General features: G+C 60.8%; 18 protein-coding genes and 1 tRNA gene. 8 read left to right on the forward strand and 11 right to left on the reverse strand.

The features are described 5' to 3' along the window. Positions 1 to 51: 51 nt before the first annotated feature. Positions 52 to 600 (forward strand): sigma-70 family RNA polymerase sigma factor, encoded by a 549-nt coding sequence (locus tag ACEK02_RS04730; RefSeq protein WP_371420640.1) that lies wholly within the window; start codon positions 52 to 54, stop codon positions 598 to 600. Next, a complete protein-coding gene (locus ACEK02_RS04735) occupies positions 600 to 1,499 on the forward strand; it encodes an anti-sigma factor domain-containing protein (protein ID WP_371420695.1) in 900 nt (299 codons plus the stop codon). Before ACEK02_RS04730 ends, ACEK02_RS04735 begins: the two co-directional genes overlap by 1 nt. 176 nt (positions 1,500 to 1,675) lie before the next feature. Here ACEK02_RS04735 and ACEK02_RS04740 read toward each other — a convergent pair whose 3' ends face one another. After that, positions 1,676 to 1,882 (reverse strand): hypothetical protein, encoded by a 207-nt coding sequence (locus ACEK02_RS04740; protein ID WP_371420641.1) that lies wholly within the window; start codon positions 1,880 to 1,882, stop codon positions 1,676 to 1,678. Between the two features lie 328 nt (positions 1,883 to 2,210). Continuing rightward, positions 2,211 to 4,448, reverse strand: a complete 2,238-nt coding sequence (flhA, locus tag ACEK02_RS04745; protein WP_371420642.1) for a flagellar biosynthesis protein FlhA — start codon at positions 4,446 to 4,448, stop codon at positions 2,211 to 2,213. Positions 4,449 to 4,689: 241 nt separating this feature from the next. Between flhA and ACEK02_RS04750 the strand changes: the two genes are divergently transcribed. Then, positions 4,690 to 5,910, forward strand: a complete 1,221-nt coding sequence (locus ACEK02_RS04750; protein WP_371420696.1) for an MFS transporter — start codon at positions 4,690 to 4,692, stop codon at positions 5,908 to 5,910. Here the strand turns inward: ACEK02_RS04750 and ACEK02_RS04755 are convergent. The 4 genes from ACEK02_RS04755 to ACEK02_RS04770 form a co-directional block, all read right to left on the reverse strand. After that, positions 5,907 to 6,299, reverse strand: coding sequence for a hypothetical protein (locus tag ACEK02_RS04755; protein WP_371420643.1), 393 nt, complete (start codon positions 6,297 to 6,299; stop codon positions 5,907 to 5,909). The genes ACEK02_RS04750 and ACEK02_RS04755 overlap by 4 nt on opposite strands. Before the next feature lie 155 nt (positions 6,300 to 6,454). Beyond that, entirely contained in the window at positions 6,455 to 6,862 is a 408-nt protein-coding gene (locus ACEK02_RS04760) for a DUF4864 domain-containing protein (protein ID WP_371420644.1), read from the reverse strand. 670 nt (positions 6,863 to 7,532) lie between these two features. After that, positions 7,533 to 8,699: an N-acetylmuramidase domain-containing protein gene (locus ACEK02_RS04765; RefSeq protein ID WP_371420645.1), complete on the reverse strand. Its 1,167-nt coding sequence runs from the start codon at positions 8,697 to 8,699 to the stop codon at positions 7,533 to 7,535. Between the two features lie 14 nt (positions 8,700 to 8,713). Then, positions 8,714 to 9,517: a hypothetical protein gene (locus ACEK02_RS04770; RefSeq protein WP_371420646.1), complete on the reverse strand. Its 804-nt coding sequence runs from the start codon at positions 9,515 to 9,517 to the stop codon at positions 8,714 to 8,716. Between the two features lie 246 nt (positions 9,518 to 9,763). On the opposite strand from ACEK02_RS04770, the gene ACEK02_RS04775 reads away from it, so the two are divergent. Next, entirely contained in the window at positions 9,764 to 10,225 is a 462-nt protein-coding gene (locus tag ACEK02_RS04775; RefSeq protein WP_371420647.1) for a hypothetical protein, read from the forward strand. 29 nt (positions 10,226 to 10,254) lie between these two features. After that, positions 10,255 to 11,112 carry a hypothetical protein gene (locus ACEK02_RS04780; protein WP_371420648.1) on the forward strand — a complete coding sequence of 286 codons (858 nt, stop codon included), beginning with the start codon at positions 10,255 to 10,257 and terminating at the stop codon, positions 11,110 to 11,112. A 221-nt stretch (positions 11,113 to 11,333) separates the two neighbouring features. Here the strand turns inward: ACEK02_RS04780 and ACEK02_RS04785 are convergent, their stop codons facing one another. The 3 genes from ACEK02_RS04785 to ACEK02_RS04795 all read right to left on the reverse strand — a co-directional run bounded on the left by ACEK02_RS04785 (position 11,334) and on the right by ACEK02_RS04795 (position 13,368). Beyond that, positions 11,334 to 11,795: a hypothetical protein gene (locus ACEK02_RS04785; protein ID WP_371420649.1), complete on the reverse strand. Its 462-nt coding sequence runs from the start codon at positions 11,793 to 11,795 to the stop codon at positions 11,334 to 11,336. Positions 11,796 to 11,952: 157 nt separating this feature from the next. Continuing rightward, positions 11,953 to 12,028 (reverse strand) — tRNA-Ile (locus ACEK02_RS04790). Between the two features lie 362 nt (positions 12,029 to 12,390). Then, positions 12,391 to 13,368, reverse strand: coding sequence for a Bug family tripartite tricarboxylate transporter substrate binding protein (locus ACEK02_RS04795; RefSeq protein WP_371420650.1), 978 nt, complete (start codon positions 13,366 to 13,368; stop codon positions 12,391 to 12,393). A 149-nt stretch (positions 13,369 to 13,517) separates the two neighbouring features. Here ACEK02_RS04795 and ACEK02_RS04800 point away from each other — a divergent pair, with 149 nt between their 5' ends. Continuing rightward, complete coding sequence (locus tag ACEK02_RS04800) at positions 13,518 to 14,498, forward strand: TAXI family TRAP transporter solute-binding subunit (protein WP_371420651.1); 981 nt, start codon at positions 13,518 to 13,520, stop codon at positions 14,496 to 14,498. 57 nt (positions 14,499 to 14,555) lie between these two features. Here the strand turns inward: ACEK02_RS04800 and ACEK02_RS04805 are convergent, their stop codons facing one another. After that, positions 14,556 to 15,764 (reverse strand): ABC transporter substrate-binding protein, encoded by a 1,209-nt coding sequence (locus ACEK02_RS04805; RefSeq protein ID WP_371420697.1) that lies wholly within the window; start codon positions 15,762 to 15,764, stop codon positions 14,556 to 14,558. Positions 15,765 to 16,139: 375 nt separating this feature from the next. Between ACEK02_RS04805 and ACEK02_RS04810 the strand changes: the two genes are divergently transcribed. Both ACEK02_RS04810 and ACEK02_RS04815 read left to right on the forward strand, forming a co-directional pair. Beyond that, positions 16,140 to 17,156, forward strand: a complete 1,017-nt coding sequence (locus tag ACEK02_RS04810) for a helix-turn-helix transcriptional regulator (RefSeq protein WP_371420652.1) — start codon at positions 16,140 to 16,142, stop codon at positions 17,154 to 17,156. 197 nt (positions 17,157 to 17,353) lie between these two features. Then, a complete protein-coding gene (locus ACEK02_RS04815; RefSeq protein WP_371420653.1) occupies positions 17,354 to 20,014 on the forward strand; it encodes an autotransporter domain-containing protein in 2,661 nt (886 codons plus the stop codon). Positions 20,015 to 20,086: 72 nt separating this feature from the next. Here ACEK02_RS04815 and mobA read toward each other — a convergent pair whose 3' ends face one another. Continuing rightward, positions 20,087 to 20,716: a molybdenum cofactor guanylyltransferase MobA gene (gene mobA, locus ACEK02_RS04820; protein WP_371420654.1), complete on the reverse strand. Its 630-nt coding sequence runs from the start codon at positions 20,714 to 20,716 to the stop codon at positions 20,087 to 20,089. Between the last annotated feature and the right edge of the window lie 61 nt (positions 20,717 to 20,777).

Raw genomic sequence — 20,777 nt, forward strand, 5'->3', positions numbered from 1 at the left:
CCGGGCGGCACCTCCGTAAGGCTAAAGGTATATTGAGGTTGGGGAGACGTAATGCTGACGCCGGCTGAACTGGTCTGGCTTCTTGCCGCAGTTGCCAAAGGGGATGAAGTCGCCTTCGAGCGACTCTATGCAGCGACGCGCGCGAAACTCTTTGGAGTCGTGCTCCGTATCTTGCGCAGACAGGATCTCGCGGAAGAAGTCATCCAGGAGGCCTATGTCAGGATCTGGAACAGCGCCGGGCAGTTCAATCCCGGTGTCGCGTCGCCGATCACGTGGATGGTGTCGATTGCTCGCAACAGGGCCATCGATGTGGTTCGCAAGAGAAGCGAAACGTCCATCGAGGAAGAGCCGGCTGCAATGGAAGTGGCAGCCGATACACCTGATCCGCTCGCGCGTCGGGAAATGACCGAGGAATTGAAGCGCCTGCTGGAGTGCGTGGGCCGGCTTGAGCCGGACCGGCAGAAACTGGTTCTGCTTGCTTACTACAACGGCTGGAGCCGCGAGCAACTCGCGACGAAGTTCGAAGCGCCGGTCAATACAGTGAAGACGTGGCTGCGCCGCAGTATGATGGACATCCGGGAGTGTCTGGGACTGACATGATGGCCTATAGCGAAGACCATATCGCGCTTGCCGCAGAATATGCGCTTGGCACGCTCAGTGCCGAGGAGCGCGTGCAGGTCGAGACCATGATGTCCGTCGACAAGGATTTTGCCGCGGTGGTCGAGGCGTGGGAGCGCAAGCTCGGCGTTTTGAATCAGATGGTCGGCTTGGTCGAACCGCGTCCCGAGGTCTGGGAGAAAATCCGCACGGCAATCGGTTTAGCCGGCACGCAGGACGCGATCGTGCATCCGGAAGCAGCGCAGCCTGCCGTTGCAGCTGCCGCTGAACCATCCGTCATCGATAGTCCGGCAGTTGATCGTCCGACACTCGATGGTTCGAACGTGATCGACTTCTCGCAACAGGCGAAGCGCTGGCGCAGTATCGCCACCGGCATGACTGCGATTGCCGCCATGCTCGTTGCGCTGATTGCCGTGCAGGCCTATCGCCCCGAATTGCTGCCGGCGAGCTTGCGCCCGAAGGCAACGCAGCAGGTGGTGCAGGCGCCCGCGCCAACGACCGCGCAGACTGCAACTGCCGCGCAGGCTCAGTATGTGGCTTTGCTGCAGACCGACGCTGCGTCGCCGGCATTCATCCTCACTGTCGATGCGGCGACAAAAAACTTTACAGTACGCAAGGTTGGCGCCGAACCGCAGGCCGGCAAGAGCTACGAGCTCTGGATCGTGTCCGACAAACTGCAGCGCCCGCGTTCGCTCGGCGTGATTGGCAGCAACGAGTTCACGTCGCGCGCTGCGCTCGCGGCCTATGATCCCGATGTCGTCAATCAGGCCACCTATGCCGTGACCGTCGAGCCGGAAGGCGGTTCGCCGACCGGCAGCGCCACGGGCCCGATCGTGTTTACCGGCAAGCTGATCGAGACCGTGCCGCCGGTGCCGCGGTGATCCCTCCGTTCATTCGTCATGCGGAAGTGCCGCGACATTTCCAAAGTACAGACAAAAGAAAAACGCCCGTGGGGAGCGGGCGTTTTCCATTCAGAAGCTCACTCGGGGGGAAGTAGAGCTTCTATACATTCACCTGACGACCTTGGGGGACATCGCCACGCGAATTTCTAAATTCCTTAGCGCACCATGCTGGCGTTCGAATTGGTTACAGCGACAGGCTGGCCCGCTTTGACGACACGAGCGCTCGCGGTCTGGCTGTAGCCTTCGTCAGCATTCATACGGGCCGAGATTCCAAAGCCTGCAACGAAAATACCGGCGACGAGAGCAACGATCACCACCTTGAGGTGGGTCATGCGATCCGCGCTGTAAATCGAGTGGTTCATGGAAACGCTCCCTGCCGTCTTACGCTGCCTACGTCCGTTGGTGTCGGGCTCGCATCGGCAGGTTCAACTGATCACGCTCAAGAAACGTAGTATTGGGCCTTTACGTTCCAAATAGGCGATCACAAGGCAGTGATAAGACGTGATCCGGCGCGACTGGAGCACCGGATCCAGCCTCCAAGTTCATGAATTATTATTTATTATCAGTATGTTGTGTCTGATTCGTTCATCTGGCCTAAAATTGCCTTGGGATGCGACATTCTGGCAAATCCCTTGTCTGTGACGAATTTGCATCGCTTTCGGGCGGCGTTTTCGGCCTTGAATCGGCAGGTCAGACGCTGCCGACTGTCTTCAGGCGGGCGCGGGGGTGGATTTCCGCCTGCGACAGCACGGTGGTTTGCGAGCGGAACCGTTCCACCAGCGAGCGCACGAACGGCCGGATCGATGCCGAGGTAACCAGCACCGGCGCTTCGCCTTCGCGCGCGGCCTGTTCGAAGCGATCGCGTACGGTGCTCATGAATTCCGACAGCTTCGACGGCTGCATCGCAAGGCTGCGCTCCTCGCCGGTGCCGATGATCGATTCCGCGAAGGCCTGTTCCCACTGCGCCGACAGTGCGATGAGCGGCAGGTAGCCGTTGTAGGAGGTGTTCTGCGCGCAGATCTGTCGCGCGAGGCGCGCACGTACATGCTCGACGATGGTCGACGGGTTGCGCGAGAAGGCGAGGGCGTCGGCAATGCCTTCGAGGATAGTCGAGAGATCGCGCACCGAAATACGTTCGGTGAGCAGCAATTGCAGCACGCGCTGGATGCCCGACACGGTGATGAGCGACGGGACGATATCCTTGACCAGCTCGCCTTGTTCCTTTGGCAGGTCCTTCAGCAGCTTCTGCACCTCGCCATAAGACAACAGGTCCGACATATTGCCCTTCAGCAGTTCTGTCAGATGCGTCGACAATACCGTGGCGGCATCGACCACGGTGTAGCCCTTCAGCGAGGCTTCTTCCTTCAGGCCGGCATCGACCCAGGTGGCGGGCAGGCCGAAGGTCGGCTCTGTCGTGTGAATGCCCGGCACATTGACCTGGTTGCCGCCGGGATCCATGACCATGAACTGGTTCGGCCAGATGCGGCCGGTACCGGCGTCCACTTCCTTGATCTTGATGATGTAGGTGTTGGCTTCGAGCTGCACGTTGTCGAGGATTCGGACCGACGGCATTACGAAACCCATCTCGACGGCGAGCGACTTGCGCAGCGCCTTGATCTGCTCGGTGAGGCGATCGGTGCCGTCCGGCCCGTTGACCAGCGGCAGTAGCGCGTAGCCGAGTTCTATCTTGAGGTCATCGATCTTGAGCGATGCGGAGATCGGCTCGTCCGCGGCGGCGGCCTGTGCTGCTGCGGCAGCGGCGGGCGCTGCAGCCTGATGCGCGACTTCGGCGCGGGCGACCTTGTTGCGCTTGTTGGCGTTGATCGCGAGATAGGCGGCACCGCCGCCGAGTGCGAGGAACGGCAGCATCGGAATGCCCGGCAGCATCGCCAGTGTCAGCATGACGCCGGCCGACATGCCCAGCGCCTGCGGATAGCCGGAAAATTGCTTGATGAGCGCCTTGTCGGCCGCGCCGCTGATACCGGCTTTCGACACCAGCAGGCCAGCGGCGGTCGAAACGATCAGTGCCGGCACCTGCGTCACCAGACCGTCGCCGACGGTCAGCAGCGTATAGGTGCGGCCGGCTTCGGCGAAGGAAAGGCCCTGCTGGGCGACGCCGATGATGATGCCGCCGATGATGTTGATGAACACGACGAGCAGGCCGGCGATGGCGTCGCCGCGGACGAATTTCGAGGCACCGTCCATGGCGCCGAAGAAGCCGCTTTCGTCTTCGAGGTCCTTGCGGCGGGCCTTGGCGGTGGCTTCGTCGATCAGGCCGGCGGAGAGATCGGCGTCGATCGCCATCTGCTTGCCGGGCATCGAGTCGAGCTGGAAGCGCGCGGCGACTTCGGCGATACGGCCCGAACCCTTGGTGATGACGACGAAGTTCACGATCACCAGGATGGCGAACACGATGATGCCGATGACGAAATTGCCACCCATCACGAAATTGCCGAACGCCTCGATGACGTGACCGGCAGCGGCAGTGCCTTCGTGGCCGTGGGACAGGATCAGCCGGGTCGAGGCCATGTTCAGCGACAGCCGCAGCATGGTCGAGATCAGCAGGACGGTCGGGAACGACGAGAATTCCAGCGGCGTCTGGATGAACAGCGCCGTCATCAGGATCAGCACCGACATGGTGATCGAGATCGCCAGAAACAGATCCAGCACGATGGCCGGCAGCGGCATGATCAGCACGACCAGGATGGTCAGAACGCCGAATGCCAGCGCCAGGTCGCCGCGCATCACCATGGTGCGAAGGTCGGTGAAGTTGAAGCCGCCGCTCTGCGGCGCTCCGAGACCCTGACCCGCGATCAAATCCGTCATCGATGCCGCTTCCCCGCGCGAATGTCGCTCGCGACTGCCGAACGTTTGCGCGGCGGCCGAAGGGCCGCCGATCCGCAAGTGAGGCACCGCACTGGCATCCACGGGCATTCCCCCGGTCGGCTGACGAGACGCGACTCCACTCGGCAATTTTTGCCGTGTGTATGGTTAGCAAAGGGTTAACGAGGCGTTACTGGCGCGGCTTTGCCACAACCCGGGCCCGGTTTCGCGGCCCGCCCCTGTTGCACTGCTTCTGCATGCCTAATCCTTCGGCATGTCCCTTGACCTGTGGGGACGCGCCGAGGATGTTGCCGCCGTGACCGTCGCGACCCCCACCTCAGATTCGATGCCGTTCCTGCCCGACTCCCGTCAGGCCTGGATCAGGCTGTCGCTTGCCCTGGTCATCGGCTCGCTCGGGTCGGTTGGCATGTGGTCGGTGGTGGTGGCGCTCCCGGCCGTGCAGGCCGACTTCGCGGCCAGCCGCGGCGCGGCGTCGCTGGCCTTTACCCTGACCATGGTCGGCTTCGGTCTCGGCGGCGTGGTCGCCGGCAAGCTCACCGACTGGTTCGGCATCGTGGCCACCATTGCGCTCGCTGCCGTCCTGATGGGTATCGGCTATCTCGTTGCGTCGCAGTCCACGGCACTCTGGCAGTTCAATCTTCTGCATGTAGTGATCGGGGCAGGATCGTCGGCGACCTTCGGGCCGCTGATGGCGGAGGCGTCGCACTGGTTCGAGCGCCGGCGCGGCATCGCGGTCACCGTCGCTGCGACCGGCAGCTATATCGGCGGCACGCTCTGGCCGCCCATTGTCAGTTGGGGCATTCTGACTTTTGGCTGGCGCTTGACGCATATCGGTGTCGGGGTCGTCACAACCGTCCTGATGCTCCTGATGCTCGCGGTTCTGCGCGCGCAGATGGGCACGGTCACACGACGGAGTCACGTCAATGCGCCGCCGCCCAAGGTGGATCTCCAGCTCAGCAACAACACGCTGACGACGCTTCTCTTCGTGGCCGGCATCGGCTGCTGCGTTGCCATGGCGATGCCGCAGGTCCATATCGTCGCCTATTGCGGGGATCTCGGCTACGGCGTGACGCGCGGCGCCGAAATGCTGTCGCTGATGCTGGCCTGCGGGATTGTCAGCCGTGTCGGTTCGGGTTTTCTGGCCGATCGTATCGGTGGCATTCGCACCCTGCTGCTCGGCTCGTTGCTGCAGGGATTCGCTCTGCTGTTCTATTTGTTCTTCGACAGTCTGGCCTCGCTCTACATCATCTCGGCGATGTTCGGCCTGTTCCAGGGCGGTCTGGTGCCGGCCTATGCCATCATCATCCGCGAGGCGATGCCGGCGTCCCAGGCCGCGACCCGGGTCGGCATCGTTATCCTGGGTACGGTAGGCGGCATGTCGCTTGGCGGCTGGATGTCCGGCGTGATCTTCGACGCCACGGGCTCCTATGCGGCAGCGTTCATGAACGGGCTCGCCTGGAATGCGCTCAACGTCACCATCATCACCGCGCTGATGCTGCGCGCGCGCCGTCGGCTGGCTTTCCAGTCGGCAACGTCGGTCGCCTAAGGCGTCAGATCCTGCACCGGCGGCATCGCCGGAAATCCATCGATCGGCACGTTTTCGAGGGCGCGTTTGGCCGGGCCGTCGCCGAACATGCAATCCAGCGTCGGCTCGGCAATTGCCGTCATGGTCCGTGGGATCAAGCTTCGTTTTTCGGGCGATAGCCAGTTCTCGCTCAGCGTGGGCACGCCGCGCTCGGTGACGCCGTACAGGATGGCATCGAGAATGTCGCGATCGCCTATCTCGCCGATCAGCGCGTTCCGCACGCAGTCGCAGATCGCCTCGGGATGCGCATAGCGCGAGACCATGAACGGTGCGCAGAGCCGGATGAACTCGCCGCGCGGATCGGGCATCAGGGACAGGCGGCGCGCGTCGGCCATCGACAGTGTCGGCATCCCGCATACCAGCAGGCTGCCCAGGACAATAGGACACAGTGCGCTGAGGGACAGATACCGCAACAAATTCACCCCGGAAGCAACCGCAGGACGAGAGAAGTGCAGGACCTGTTATAGATGATGTGCGGTGCGAATGTGAATGCCGCTGTGGCCTGCTACACGCCCTCGCCGACCTTCAACAGCATGCAGCCGCTGATTTTCAAACTGCCATCCGGCTGCGGCTCCAGCGTGTAGAGCGCATCCCACGGCACGCCATCGGCATCGACGATGCGGGCCTTCTGCTCGATGGTGCCGCCGGATGTGTCGCTCTCGGTGAATTCGAAACTGCGATGGCGATAGATCGGTGCATAGGCATTGCGCACCATGTTCATGAAGCTCTCGGGATCGGTGAACATGTCCTGGATGGCGGGGGCGGCGAAACCATAGGCCTTGGCGCCGTCGTCGCGGGCAAACGCATCGGCCTGTGCGCTGATGATCGCGCGCGCGGCCGCGACATCGTCTGCCGCGGAGGCGGGAACGGCGAGGCCGATCAGGACGACAATGAACATCAGAAGCTGGCGCATGCGGTCACCTTTGCGAGGAGCGAATGATCCAGCTACGGCCGACCGGCGAAGCAGTTTCCACGCCGTGGCAGGCAGTGTGGCTGCCACGCCAAAATGTCCAGTCTTAGTACGGTGTCACAATAGTTGCTTGCGCTGCTTTAATTGCTCGCCGCGGCAGCTTCATTCTCAGTGATCCGTGACGTATTTTTCACAGGGCCTTTTCGATGATGCGAAGCTTCACTTGTGATCGTCGCGCAGTTCGCTGATCGATCAGACCTTGGACGTGATGTGCGCGCAGTGATCGCACGTCGCTGTCGGGTGCCACGTTGAAAGGCGTCAAACTTTCGAGTAGCACGATGTTCGGCCAACATCTCGATGGCTACGAAGGCCACTCCCTCTGCCCGTTCCGTGGCGGGTAAGACGTTGCTAGTCATGCGCTCGGTCGTGAGACTCTGGATGAGGCGGCGAGCTTCTACGTCGGTGGCGATTGAGCCGGTCTTGACGATGGCGCGGCAGTACCTTGCCCTCAACAGGCTAGAATCATCGGACGTAGGTCGAGTACCACGCCCTCGCGGGCTCGGGGCAAATCATGCGCGTTGAAGCGCGGGTTCGGGCTTTCGGCACCACGGTGGGCGCGTCAGCGTGTCGTGTTCGATTATCCGGCCGGTGCGAGGAGCTCCTCTATCGAAGCTTATACGGTTAAATCTGCTCGGAAACCAATAGCCTTCGACGCTTCACTGGCAATGCAGGACAAAGTCTGGTCGTCCAAAGAATCGACCGGCGCAAGGCCTTGTTTTCCCCGAAAGATATTGACCGCGGACTGGGTTCGCTTTCCCCATACACCGTCGATAGTGCTTGGATCGAGACCCAGATACATCAAATAGACCTGCGCGGCGCGAACGTCCAAATCTGGACTGGCACCGGATGAGAGCTTTTCATACCAACTTCGCAAGTGATCATCATAGTTATTCCTCCAGTAACCGGATCCATTATAGACCGACGCAAACCCCTTCCAATCGTGTGTCTGCAGAGCCACTGCGATGTTGGACGACTGTATCCCCCTTACGCCGGCAAGAAGTTGCTCGTCTTCAGAAAGAAACATTGCTTTAACCATCTCCTGGGGCGATGAGAATCCTACGCGGCGATAATTTGTTCCAAGTGTCTGGCTAATGCCCCAGCTCGCGCTTTGCAGAGCGGCGGATTCATCAAGAGCCATGGCCTGAGCAAGCCGGTCGTACTGGTGTTTTCCTGAAGCACCGTAATTGCCGGATTCTGCATTACTGATATCGGGATTCGAGGCGCTGTACTTTCCTGCTGTCAATCTGTGAAAAATATGCCGCTCAAAAAGAATCTGAGGCCGCCCGTCTGCCCAGAATCCGCAGTACGGAGGATCTGTCTCTGTGAAAACGATTGCCCAGACTTCGGCAGCCTTCACACCGAGCTGTTGACAAGCGTTCTGCAAGCCCGCCTTTGTAAGGGGAGTCGCGAGGCCTGAATTCATGAAAGATGGTGCTGCCGCCAGATTGTGTCCGAGCGGCTTGTTGCTTACCAGGTGTGCATCGGGTGGATCCGGCAGCGCGATCTGAAGCTTGTCCGCTGCTTTAGCAAATTTTGCCTGGAATATCTCGATTGGGTCGGTGTTCGCGGATTCCACGACAGCTTGCAACGCGGCCGCAGCCTTGCCAACTGCAACCATGGCCGCAGTTATCGCGTTGCCAACATACTCGTCCCTTCGAGAACCCAGTTGGGAGTACGCGGCTTCTAAGTTGGCCTTGTCGGGCGGCGGGGGGGGCCCCTGGATCTTTGCGCGAAGCGCCGCCATTGCATCATCAATCTGGTCGATTGGATCGTCAGCCATGTCCGGGTCCCGATTTATGTTGAACTGCCACGTAGCGCTGCCAAAGCCTTACGGGAAGCAATCACATCAGCTTCCAAGAGGCTGCTTGCTCGCACCAGAGTTGCGAGCGATACCGGATTTGTGGGATGCTCGAATGCTCGGATCAGCGAGGAGAACGTTTCACCTAGACGATCAAGCAGGACAATGTAGTTAGAAATTGCCACACGCCGCTCAGTTGCGCGTTTGTTGATATCTAGCTGCGGCGTTGCGCTGTTTTCCTGAATGTCACTGAGAAACTCGTCAAGGATGACCGGTGCAGCAGACCGGAGTGAGACGAGCAGCTCCCTCATGGGGCCATCGCCCGCGACGGCTAGACGCTTAGCCTCCTCTATGCTGGCCACGGCCGAAAGCTGATCGATCAGTGGCAGCAACGCTCCAACGACCAACTTTACCCTCGGATCTGCAACTATCGAGCTGACAGTATCTGCGAGAGCCTGCGCCTTTACATGCACAGCCTGTACGTTTGTGCCGTCGACGAGGATTCTCAGCAGTTCAGAATAGTCCCGGACCACAGACATCGCACGTCGAAACTGGCGGGTCGCAGGGGCCTCAGCGATCGTAGAGTAGTAATAAGCTTCATCAGCTGTCTTGAGACGAAAGCTCCTACCTCTCTGACGATAAAAGCGATTTCGTTCTGCCGTGTTGAAATCGTCCAGGATGGAGTCCGCTGCGGACGTTACCGCCGCCACGGCAGACCCAAAGGCCTTGGTCTCCTCGACCGGCGCGGTGGCGCAGCCTGCAAGCATGACAAAGCATGCGATTACGCAAAGGTCTTTCACAGCTACTCCCCAAGCCCGCGCCGATTAGAGCGGCACTCTATCCGCGACGCAACCAAAAATTGAGTTGCCATTGATCAAAGTTTGCCGATATCTTGACGGCAGTCGGGCGATGTTACTATCAACTCAACTGCATTTGCCGCTTCTTGTTACGATTTCATCTACAGCCGATGACAACGGGCATATGTTAGCGCTTCGCGATCGGTGCATATAATAGCTACTATCCGTTGCCGCGTATGGAGGGTCATTTTGGACCAACAACAGAAGCCCAACGACAATCCCGTTGAGACGATCGCGAAAACAGTCCCGGGCGAGTTCATCAGTCTGGTCATATTGTTAAAGACGTTCCTGTCTGACAATGCGAACAGCCTGATTTTTATTGGAATAGGGTTGGTGGTGCTTCTTCCGACGTATGCGCGGCGCGTCTTGAAAATCGACTCTATGCCGCAGATCGCGCTGATGATTGTCAGCTATCTCGCGTGGTTTCTTCTGCTGGTGCCGGATGAAGCTGACAAGGTCTTGCAGGATACGTTTCACCGCACATTGTCATTCAAGTCGAACATTTCGACTTTCGCAGCAGTTGTGCTGGTTTTCCAATTTGCCGTGCCTTTTTTAACGAAGCCGCAGGCGGCGCAACCGCCAGCACCTCCGGCTCCTGTGCCCCCGGTCGTGCCCCCAGCGCCGCCGCCCCCGGTAGCGCCAGGACATTAGCAGCTGCCAACATGGAAAGCGGATGGACGATGATGCGCTTAGCGTGCTGTTTTGCGGCGGTAATGACCCATTTCTTCATTTCCATGAATAGCAGCGCGTTTGGATCGACTTGCGGAAGCTGGGAACACAATGACAGGGAAAGCGAGTTTGCAGGCGAGCCATTCGGGACCGTTGGCTTTGTCCGCGGCAGCCATTACTTTGTCCTGCCAAGAGGGCGCTGCATCAATCTTACCGACACGTCGGGGATGCTGAAATTCGCCATAAATCACAATGGTGCGGTCGACTCGCAGCCGACTTTCGCCTCGATTCATGTCGCCCTGGTGAAGATCGGAGGAAACGATCCACAGCAGCAGTATCTTTTCCGAAACGCAGGCAATTGGGTAAAGGATCGGAGCGGAATTCAGTACAGCTCAAACCACCTCGTGCCCCACAGCGAATTCGATAGTGGCCTGCAGGGTGGCCAGCCGGAATTTGACAGCCGTTACAGGGACGATGTCGGGCGTACCTGGAGTGATGGGGTTGCGACGGAGACATCTCCCCCACTAAGCTTCCAGAGCTGGAGCTATCGCTCGACGTTTTCCACAAAAGCGGAATTGCTAGAAGCGGTCGCTCGAAAGCAAATTAGCCTGAAGGCCCAGAACTACTTGGTAAGTTTCAAATCACGTGCTGTCGTCGCTGGCGGATCGGCTGGAACGCTACCGGGTTTTACGTTCAATGCGGGTGGCTACGATTGTGCATTCATACGGGTGTCCGGCACGTCGAACCAGCCGGATATGGCTGGTGAATACATGCTCAATCTGAGGTCAGGGAGTCAGTGCGAGAACGTCATTTCTGGCTTCACCTCGCTGGGCAGCCTGTTCGATATCCTGCCATGGCGTTGGCGGTGACGCACGCGCTTGTCTCTCGTTGATGTCGTCGAAAAATTCACTCCGAGACGCGAACAGAGAACGCGGCAGCAGCCATAACGCTCGTCTAAGATGGTGCCTGTTGGTAGAGGCACGGAAACCAGCGATCAACCACCTCAGTCGGGAAGCCCAGCCTGACGTTGCTTCGGCTGGTAGGAGAGATCAGAGCCTTGGCCGATGAGGTCATTAAGTACAGTGCGCCCCTAGCGGGTTGCGTAGCCGGTGAAATCCACGGCGTCGCCGCGGGCGAACTCGCCATCCAAGACTGCCATACGCAGAATCTGCCATGATCCCTTCTGGAGCCTTTTGTGGCAGTTTCTTCCTATGCCCAGATCCCCATGCGGCGCAGCAGCTCGGACGGCTCCATAAGCTTTTCCACGAAGTCCAACTGGTCGATGCAGGTCGAAGGAAGTATCTGCAGAAATCGGTGAGCCCGCCATCGTCAGGTTGCCCCGGCCGTCGAGATCCCCGCGGCGTGGTTCGTCGGCCGCCTGCAGCATCGCCTTGTAGGTGTCGACGCTGCGCGTTAGACCTCGCGAGACTGACCAGAGCTCAGATCCGACATCGAGCTCATGCAAGAGCGCTTGTGAGAACAGGCGGGTTACGCGGCCGTGGCCGTCAAGAAAAGGGTGAATCTGTGGATCGGCGTGGCTCTTGATCCCCAATCGGGGCCCAAGGTTGGCCCCGCCTAGTGCGCCGTAAGTGTCGAAACCTATTTTGGAATTTTCTGCCTCACTGGGGTCAATGTTGGAGGCCGAAAGCGGGCAATATTCGGAGCCGCGACACACTCCGCCGACCTTCCGCGCACAACGCAGGTGCAACTGGTGGGCCCGGCAGGACTCGAACCTGCAACCAGACCGTTATGAGCGGTCGGCTCTAACCATTGAGCTACAGGCCCCGCCGGCGTCCGGCGCACGGGAGCGGGGGACGGCGGTGCAGGCATTCCTTATATCGGCCGTCGCCTGCGGGCAATGCCGTGGTCCGGAGGGCCGGAACTTCGGCCCGGCGGTGACGCTGGCCCGCGCAATGTCAACGCATGGAGGCGCGGGTGTTTCGCTGGGCTGGCATCTGTCCGATCATTGCCCTGATTGCCGGCAGCCTCGGCCTTGCGATATCCCGGCCTTCGCCAGGAAGCTCTCGATCATCCTCGTCGCGCTGTTCTTCCCGGGCTTCCCGGCGCTGCTGGATTTGCCTATCCGGTCGCCGGGGCGGTCAGCAGCTCTCAGCTGCTGCCCGCCATGGTCGCGGTGAGCGTCCAGCTCAGTCGACCGAGACGCCGGCGAATTCCACCACCTTGCGCCATTTCTCGGTCTCGGTGGCTATGAGCTTGCCGAATTCCTCAGGCGTCATTGGCTTCGGCACGCCGCCGGTCTCGGCGAGCCGCGCGATCAGCTTGGGATCCTTGAGCGCTTCGCCCACGGCCTTGTTGAGGGTGGCAATCACGTCCGGCGGCGTGCCCTTGGGCGCGGAGATGCCGTAGAAGCCGACCGACTCGAAGCCGGGCACCGTCTCGGCGATGGCCGGGACGTCCGGCACGATCGGCCAGCGCTGCGGAGAAGTGACGCCGAGTGCACGGACGGTGCCGCCGCGCGACTGTTCGAGCGCGGTAGGCAGGTTGTCGAAGATCAACTGGACCTTGTTGGAGATGATGTCGGGAAAGGCGATCGCCGAGCCGCGATAGGGCACGTGGATCATGTCGCACTTGGTCATCGCCTTGAACAATTCGGCCGACATATGCACCGAGGTGCCGTTGCCCGACGAAGCATATGAAATCTTGCCGGGATTGGCCTTGCAGTAGTCAATGAACTCCTGGACGGTTTTTACCGGCATGCCGTTTGATACCACCAGCATATTGGTGAGCTGCATGATGCTGGCGACCGGAACGGTATCGCGGATGAAGTCATAGGGCAGCTTCTTGTAGAGCGAAGTGGAGATCGCGTTGTTCGGCGCCACGAACAGCAGCGTATAGCCATCCGGCGCCGAGGTGACGGCCGCAGCGGCGGCGAGATTGCCGCCGGAGCCTGCGCGGTTCTCGACGACGAATTGCTGGCCGAAATGATCCGATAGCCACTGCGCCATGATGCGCGCCACGATATCGACGGGGCCGCCGGCCGCGAAGCCAATCAGCCAGCGCACCGGCCGGTCCGGATAGCCGGCAGCCGAGGCGGGGAGGGTTGTCGTGGCAAGACCGGCGAAGCCAACAAGACACAGAACAGCAGCACGCAGAAAAGCGATCATAATCCCTCCCAGACATGAAAATCGCGGCGGTGATACGCGCCATCGTTCGATCGGGCTTGCTACCCGTTACCTCCATGCTTTCACAGAATTCGGATTTTGCCTACAAGCATGGCTCAACGAATGCAGGGCGAACGACGTCAGGATGCCACATGAAAATGATGCCGCTTCTTTGCGCAGCACTTCTGGTGGTCACAACGGCCGTTGCGCAGGAAGGAGCCAAGCCGATGTCGACCACCACGCCAAATCCCGGTTTCAACTTGAGTCTCGGCACGGCGACGCCCGGCGGGGGCTTTCCGCTCTATGGCGACGCCTTTGCCGAGGTCATGAACAAGGCCGATCCGTCGCTGGCGCTCGTGACGCGCAATACCAAGGGCTCGACCGAAAACATTCCGCTGCTGGAGGCCGGCCAGCTCGATCTCGCGCTGGTGGCCGGCGAGCCCGCTTATGAAGCCTTCAAGGGCATCGGGCGGGTCCCCACGAAGCTGAAGATCATCACCGCGCTCTATTCCAATCCCGGCATGTTCGTGGTGCGCGCCGACAGTCCCTACAGGACGATCCGCGATCTCGTCGGCAAGCCGATCGCCTTCGGCGCGAAGGGCTCCGGCCTCGTGATCCTGTCCCGCTATGTGCTGGACGGGCTTGGTCTCGATCAGGACAAGGACTTCCAGTCGGTCTATCTCGATCGCGCCGGCGATGGCCCGGCCATGGTGCAGGACGGCCGCGTTGCCGCATTGTGGGGCGCGGGACTGGGCTGGCCCGGTTTCAAGGCCATGAGCGAGAGCCCGGGCGGCGCGCGCTTCATTGCGCCTGATGCGGCGGAGATCGCGCAGATCCGTGCCAAGCACGCCTTCCTCAAGCCGATGCTGGTGGGCGCGAACAGCTATCCGAACCAGCCGGTTCCCATCGCGTCGGTGGGCTCATGGAGTTACATCCTCGCGCGGGAAACGCTGCCGGATGATGTCGCCTATCGGCTTGCGAAGACGCTGCACGGCGCCGAGGCCGCGCTTGGCGCGCGGCTCGCGCAGGCGAAGGAGACGACGGCTAGCAACACCGTGGCGTCAGCGCCTGATGTGGCGCTGATCCATCCCGGGGTGCTGAAGTATTTCAGGGAGATCGGGGTGGTGAAGTAGGGAGCGGAATGGCGCGTAGCGAATGGAGGCGGCCATTCGCTAGTCGCCACTCACCCTTCACTTCTTCCCCAACACACAAGCCGGATCGGGCGGCCCGAATGCGTCCTCGCCGGAAATCTTCGCGAGGATCTTGTAGTAGTCCCACGGATACTTGGACTCTTCGGGGGACTTGACCTGTACCAGCATCAGGTCATGCACCATCAAGCCATCCTCGCGCAGTTTGCCGTTGCGCGCGAAGAAATCCTCAATCGGCTTCTCGCGCATCTTGGCGGCAACCTTTAGCGGCTCGTCGGTGCCGGCTTCCTTGATGGCGTTCAGATAGGCCATGGTCGAGGAATAGACGCCGGCCTGCCACATGGTGGGCATGCGCTTGGTCTTCTCGAAGAAGCGCTTCGACCAGGAGCGGGTCTTGTCGTCCATGTCCCAGTAGAAAGCGGTGGTGAGCAGCAGGCCCTGCGCGGTCTGCAGCCCCAGCGAGTCGACGTCGGTGATCAGCGCCAGCAGCGCCGCCATCTGCTGCCCGCCCCTGAACACGCCGAATTCGCCGGCGGTCTTGATCTCGTTGATATTGTTCGGCGGGCCGCCGGCGATGCCGATGATCTTGGCCTTGGAGGCCTGCGCCTGCAGCACGAAGGACGAGAGGTCCGATGCGCCGAACGGCGGGCGCACCGAGCCGATCACCTTGCCGCCGGTCTTGGTGACGACAGCCGCAGCATCGCGTTCCAGCGCATGGCCGAAAGCGAAGTCGTCGGTGATGAAGAACCATGAGTCGCCGCCGCGCTTCACCACTTCCTGTGCGGTGCCGACGGCGAGCGCACGGGTGTCGAACACCCATTGCATCGTATAGGGCGAACAGAACTTGCCGTGAAAGTCCGCAGCGCCGGTCGAATGGGTGATGAACAGCCGCTTCCTGTCATTGGCGACATTCTGCACGGCAAGACCAACGGCAGAGACCGGCACGTCGACGATGATATCTACCTGATCGACATCGTACCAGCGCCGCGCGAGGCTGGCGCCGATATCGGGCTTGAGCTGATGATCGCCGATGATGATGCTGATCGGCTTGCCGAGCACGGTGCCGCCGAAATCATCGACAGCCATCTGAGCGGCGACCACAGAGCCTTGGCCGGAGGGCGTCGAGGCCGGACCGTTCATGTCGGTGAGCACGCCAATCTTGACGACATCGTCGGAGATCTGCGCGTGCGCGGATGTGGCCAACAGCGCAAGCGTCAAAGCACCGGCGAGTGAAAGTTGTGTGACGGTCAGTCTTTTCAAGCGCACGAATATTGCCTCCCTGGTTCTTTAACTGTGTGACGCGTGACATGCACGTCCCAGCTTTGGGCAGATCATGCAGCAAGCGTGAGGGTGCAACAAGTACGATAGCACATTAAATCCAATGCTTGATATGGCTGCGAGCAGAGCCCATCGCGACGCTTTGACACATTATAGTTGTATGATAGTTGTATGCTAGTTCTCGCGCGCTCTGGCCACGCAGAATTACGCGCTCACCTTTCGATCAGGTCGGCATGCAGACTCTCTCCGCCTGGGTCGAACGACATGCGATCTCAAAACGACACATGCGAGCGCCTTGCCAGAGGCACCAGACCAACACCTCAGTCCTGCTGACGGGGAAGATGGAAGATGTCCGGCAAGACGCCGGCGCGATCATCCCAAATCCTGAATACCGAAAGGCCGCCCGTGCAAAAGACTGCGTTTTCGTCCAGGGACTTGTCGCTTCATCTCGGCGAAAAGGCCAAGTTCGACCTTTGGCAGGATATTCACGTTGCGGAGATCTGGTCGGTCGAATACGCGGTGTCCGATAAACTGCCTTTTGAAGCTGTGATCGAGGCCACGAGTATCGGACCGCTGGTCCTCGGTCAGATGGCCGGAACGATCAAGCAGGCGACGCGGAAGGCGCGTAATATCGCCGACGATGGCAATGATAGTTATCTCCTGCTGATCAACAAGGCCGGGACTGAGCTGGCTGGTGGGCAGGTCGGTCGCCACTATTCGGTCGGCCGGGGGGAGGCGGCTCTGGTCACAGCCTCCGAGCCACTGACAATGTTTGGCGCCGACGAGAATGTCTGGATGAACGTGGTCGTCCCGCGCAAGGTTCTGACCCAGGCCTTTCCGCATATCGACAACAGGCTGGCGCTGAAAATCGGGAACGACAATGAGGCGCTCACGCTCCTGAAACGTTATTGCCAGCTTCTCGAGTCCGGACCCGTCCTCACGAATCCGTCTCTCCTCACGCATGCAGAGACGACATTGCTCGATCTGATTGGACTTGCGACCGGGGCGAAGGGCGAGATGGCCGAACTTGCAGGCCTTCGCGGCCTCCGTGCTGCCAGGCTGCAAGCGGTTCTGGCCAGCATCGCGGACAATTATGCAAATCCCGGAATTTCAGCGCAGGGTGTGGCGCGCGAGCTCAAGCTGTCGCCGCGCTATGTTCACGATCTCCTGCAGGAAACCGGTGTCAGCTTTTCCGAACGCGTGCTCGAATTGCGTCTCCAGAAAAGCTATCAAATGCTGCAGGACCGGCACAGCAGTGCAATGCGCGTCAGCGAGATCGCCATGATCTGCGGCTTCAGCGATATCGCCTATTTCAATCGCTGTTTCCGCCGCCGCTTCGGATGCACGCCGAGCGGTGCGCGATAGTCACTGCGCGATCACGCAGTTGCATGCGCGCAATGACGATTGGCGCTGTTAACCGATCAAGCGTTGCTTGATGGGCACACCGTTCGGGAAAGCAACGCATCTCTCTCCAGGACAATTCCTCTGCATTCCAGCCCAAGACACCGCCGCGCAGCAATGCGACGTCTGGTGCACGGCTACCGGTTCGCAAGAGGGAATATATGTCTCGACGTTCGACGACCAGCACCATCGAGAGACCCCGGCGATACCTGGCGAATGCCAGCCATCTGGCACTGACGGCCGGATGCGCGGCGCTGATCGGTGTCGTGTCGTGGACATCCGCTGATGCAGCGACACTTGGCTGGAACGGGAGCATATCGTCCGACTGGTTTACGGCCGGAAACTGGAGTTCAGGTACGGTCCCGACGGCTTCCGACTCCGTGACGATGAATACGACGACGCCGGCAGACATCAACGGTGGCGCCGCATTGCTCAATGGCGAGATCTGGATTGGCTTTTCCAGTAACGGCGTACTGAATATCTTCAACGGTGGTAGCCTGATCAGCAGCCTGGGATTGATCGGCAACCAACCTGGCTCGACCGGTGCGGTGACCGTCACCGGCGCGGGCTCGGTCTGGAACGCCGAAGGCATGGCGGTCGGTTATCACGGTGCTGGCGCGCTGACGGTCCTGAACGGCGGTGTCGTCAACACCAGCGCCTGGGAGTTCTCTGTCGGGGATAGTTCCGGTGCGGTCGGTGCAGTGACCGTCGATGGTGCTGGATCGACCGTGACCGGCAGCGATATCGTCGTTGGCAATAGCGGCACCGGCACGCTGACGGTGTCGAATGGCGGCACTGTCATCGGTACCACATGGGCAAACTACATAGGGCAACATGCGGGCTCGGTCGGCACCGTAACGGTCACAGGTCCGGGCTCGCATTTGATCGTCAATAATAGCCTCGCTATCGGTCAAATGGGAAACGGCACGCTCACGATTGCAAATGGCGGTGTCGTATCGGTCAGCGGCAATGTGCTTCTTGGCTTTCAAGCAGGCTCGGTGGGTACGCTCAATATCGGCGGCGGCACCGGAGCGGCGGCGGCGGCGCCGGGCACGCTCGATAGTGCGTCGGTCTTTTTCGGCAGCGGGACCGGCACGATCAATTTCAATCATACGAGCACCGGCTATACTTTTGCCCCGGATATCGGTGGGCCGGGATCGATCAACCAGCTTGCCGGCACGACTATACTTACTGGCGATTCGGGCGGATTCTCCGGCGCGACCAGCGTGACCGGTGGGCGGCTGGCCGTGAACGGCTCGCTCGCCAATTCGGTGGTGACGGTGTCGGGCGGCGGCATCCTGGGCGGTATCGGCACCGTGGGTGGCATCGTTGCTAATGGCGGCGGCATTGTCGGCCCTGGCAATTCGATCGGTACGTTGAACGTCAACGGCAATGTGACGTTTGCAGCGGGATCAATCTATCAGGTGGAGACCAACGCAGCCGGGCAGTCGGATAAAATTGCTGCGACAGGAAGTGCGACGCTGAGCGGTGGCACAATCGTCGCCTCCGGTGCCGCGCCTCTCGGGAGCCAGTTTACGATCCTGACGGCAGCCGCCGGCATCAATGGCACTTTCGCCAGCGCCAGCGGAGCGACGGCGACGCCGTTCCTGGCCTACGGCCTGACCTACGATGCAACCAACGTCTATCTTGGCGTCAGCCGCAGCAACGTCACCTTCGCCTCGGTCGGATCGACCCGCAATCAGATCGCGGCTGGTGGAGGAGCAGATAATCTGCCGGTTGGCAGTCCATTAGTGGGCGCACTGGTGCAGCTCGATGCGGCGCAGGCCCGCTCGGCCTTCGACCAGTTGTCCGGCGAGGTGCATGCGTCGGCCAAGGGCGTGATGATCGAGGACAGTCGCTTTGTCCGCGAAGCCGCGATCGACCGGCTGCGCGCGGCCTTCGACGGCGTTGGCGCCGCGGCTACGCCTGTCACGACCTATGTCAACGGCCGTCCGGTGCTTGCGCCAGCCACAACCGATGGCGTCGCGATGTGGGGCCGCGGCTTCGGCTCCTGGGGCCAATGGAGCGGCGACGGAAACGCCGCAACCGTCAAACGGGACATCGGTGGCTTCATGGTCGGCGCCGATTCGCCGTTCATCGATGGATGGCGCGTCGGTGCTATCGGCGGCTATAGCCGCTCGACGTTCCGCCTGGCCGATCGCGGTTCGTCCGGCTCCAGCGACAACTACCATGGCGGTCTTTATGGCGGCACGCAGTGGGGCGATCTCGCTTTCCGCTCCGGTCTTGCCTACACGCGACATGATCTGTCGATCAATCGCTCGGTCGGATTTCCGGGCGTTGCCGAGATGCTGAGGGGTGACTACAGCGCGAGTACGACGCAAGCCTTCGGCGAGTTCGGCTATCGCATCGGGGCAGGGCGGACGCCGCTCGGCCATCTGGCTTTCGAGCCCTTCGCGAACCTCGCTTATGTCAATCTGGCAACCGATGGATTTACAGAAAGAGGCGGAGGAGTTGCAGCGCTTACCAGCCGGAGCGACAACACCGGCGTCACCTTCACCACGCTGGGGCTTCGGGCGTCGACCAGCTTTGATCTCGGCAACGGAATGACCGCGGCAACGCGTGGCATGCTCGGCTGGCGCCACGCCTTCGGTGACGTGACGCCAACCTCGATCATGGCCTTTGCCGGTGGATCACCTTTCACCGTTGCCGGTGTGCCTATCGCTGCAAACGCCGCTGTCGCGGATCTTGGCTTTGACATCAATGTCACGCCGAACGCCACGCTTGGTGTCACCTATGGCGGTCAGTTCGGTTCGGGTGTCACCGACCAGACCTTGCGCGGGAATTTCGCTGTGAGATTCTAAGAACGCCCATCTCAGGAGATGCGGTGCGGATGATGCGTCTCTTGAATGCAGCGTCGCAACGGCGACGGGCCGTTAACCGTCATCCAGTTTCGCCAACCGCTCGGCCTCTGCGATGTCATCCATCGTATTGGCATTGAAGAACGGGTCGACCGGATCAACCGGCCATTGGACGGTTGCGAGTTTGTAGCGGGACGTCCAGCGGCCGACCGCGCGCATGTTCTCGTTGACGAGGGCATCGCGTAGCTCATGGCGCAGGGCAACGTCCCACAATCCTATGACGGGATGCGATTGTCCGGCCGAGGAGGCGACGGCAAGCTGCGCATTCTCCGCGATGCGGGCCCGATGCAAACGCGAGACGAGGTCGCGCGGCAGGAAAGGGCAGTCGCCCGGGACGCTGAGCATCCACGTGACATCCGGTCGGTTGGCCACTGTCCATTCCAGGCCTGCGAGAATCCCGGCAACGGGGCCGGGGAAATCCGCAATGTCGTCGGCGATCACCGGCAGGGCAAAGGACGCGAACCGCGCGGGATCGCCATTGGCGTTCAGCACCAGCCCGTCGCATTGCGGTGCGACGCGCGCGATCACGCGGGCCAGGATGCTGCGGCCGCCGATTGTCCGCATCGGCTTGTCGCCGCCGCCCATCCGGCGCGCCAGGCCGCCGGCCAGCAGCACGCCCAAAGTGGTCGGATATGCGCTCGTCATCGTCATAGCGCTGCATATGACATTTGGCGTCAGCCGGATATAACGCAGTTGCACAAAACGG

The organism is Tardiphaga sp. (genome assembly GCF_041424195.1).
Lineage (GTDB): Bacteria > Pseudomonadota > Alphaproteobacteria > Rhizobiales > Xanthobacteraceae > Tardiphaga.

What these genes read in the sequence shown, in the direction of transcription:
- ACEK02_RS04730 (WP_371420640.1), top strand. Translation starts at nt 52, where the DNA reads ATGCTGACGCCGGCTGAACTGGTCTGGCTTCTTGCCGCAGTTGCCAAA.
- ACEK02_RS04735 (WP_371420695.1), top strand. Translation starts at nt 600, where the DNA reads ATGGCCTATAGCGAAGACCATATCGCGCTTGCCGCAGAATATGCGCTT.
- ACEK02_RS04740 (WP_371420641.1), bottom strand. Translation starts at nt 1,882, where the DNA reads ATGAACCACTCGATTTACAGCGCGGATCGCATGACCCACCTCAAGGTG.
- ACEK02_RS04750 (WP_371420696.1), top strand. Translation starts at nt 4,690, where the DNA reads ATGCCGTTCCTGCCCGACTCCCGTCAGGCCTGGATCAGGCTGTCGCTT.
- ACEK02_RS04755 (WP_371420643.1), bottom strand. Translation starts at nt 6,299, where the DNA reads ATGCCGACACTGTCGATGGCCGACGCGCGCCGCCTGTCCCTGATGCCC.
- ACEK02_RS04760 (WP_371420644.1), bottom strand. Translation starts at nt 6,862, where the DNA reads ATGCGCCAGCTTCTGATGTTCATTGTCGTCCTGATCGGCCTCGCCGTT.
- ACEK02_RS04765 (WP_371420645.1), bottom strand. Translation starts at nt 8,699, where the DNA reads ATGGCTGACGATCCAATCGACCAGATTGATGATGCAATGGCGGCGCTT.
- ACEK02_RS04780 (WP_371420648.1), top strand. Translation starts at nt 10,255, where the DNA reads ATGATGCGCTTAGCGTGCTGTTTTGCGGCGGTAATGACCCATTTCTTC.
- ACEK02_RS04795 (WP_371420650.1), bottom strand. Translation starts at nt 13,368, where the DNA reads ATGATCGCTTTTCTGCGTGCTGCTGTTCTGTGTCTTGTTGGCTTCGCC.
- ACEK02_RS04800 (WP_371420651.1), top strand. Translation starts at nt 13,518, where the DNA reads ATGAAAATGATGCCGCTTCTTTGCGCAGCACTTCTGGTGGTCACAACG.
- ACEK02_RS04810 (WP_371420652.1), top strand. Translation starts at nt 16,140, where the DNA reads ATGTCCGGCAAGACGCCGGCGCGATCATCCCAAATCCTGAATACCGAA.
- ACEK02_RS04815 (WP_371420653.1), top strand. Translation starts at nt 17,354, where the DNA reads ATGTCTCGACGTTCGACGACCAGCACCATCGAGAGACCCCGGCGATAC.
- mobA (WP_371420654.1), bottom strand. Translation starts at nt 20,716, where the DNA reads ATGACGAGCGCATATCCGACCACTTTGGGCGTGCTGCTGGCCGGCGGC.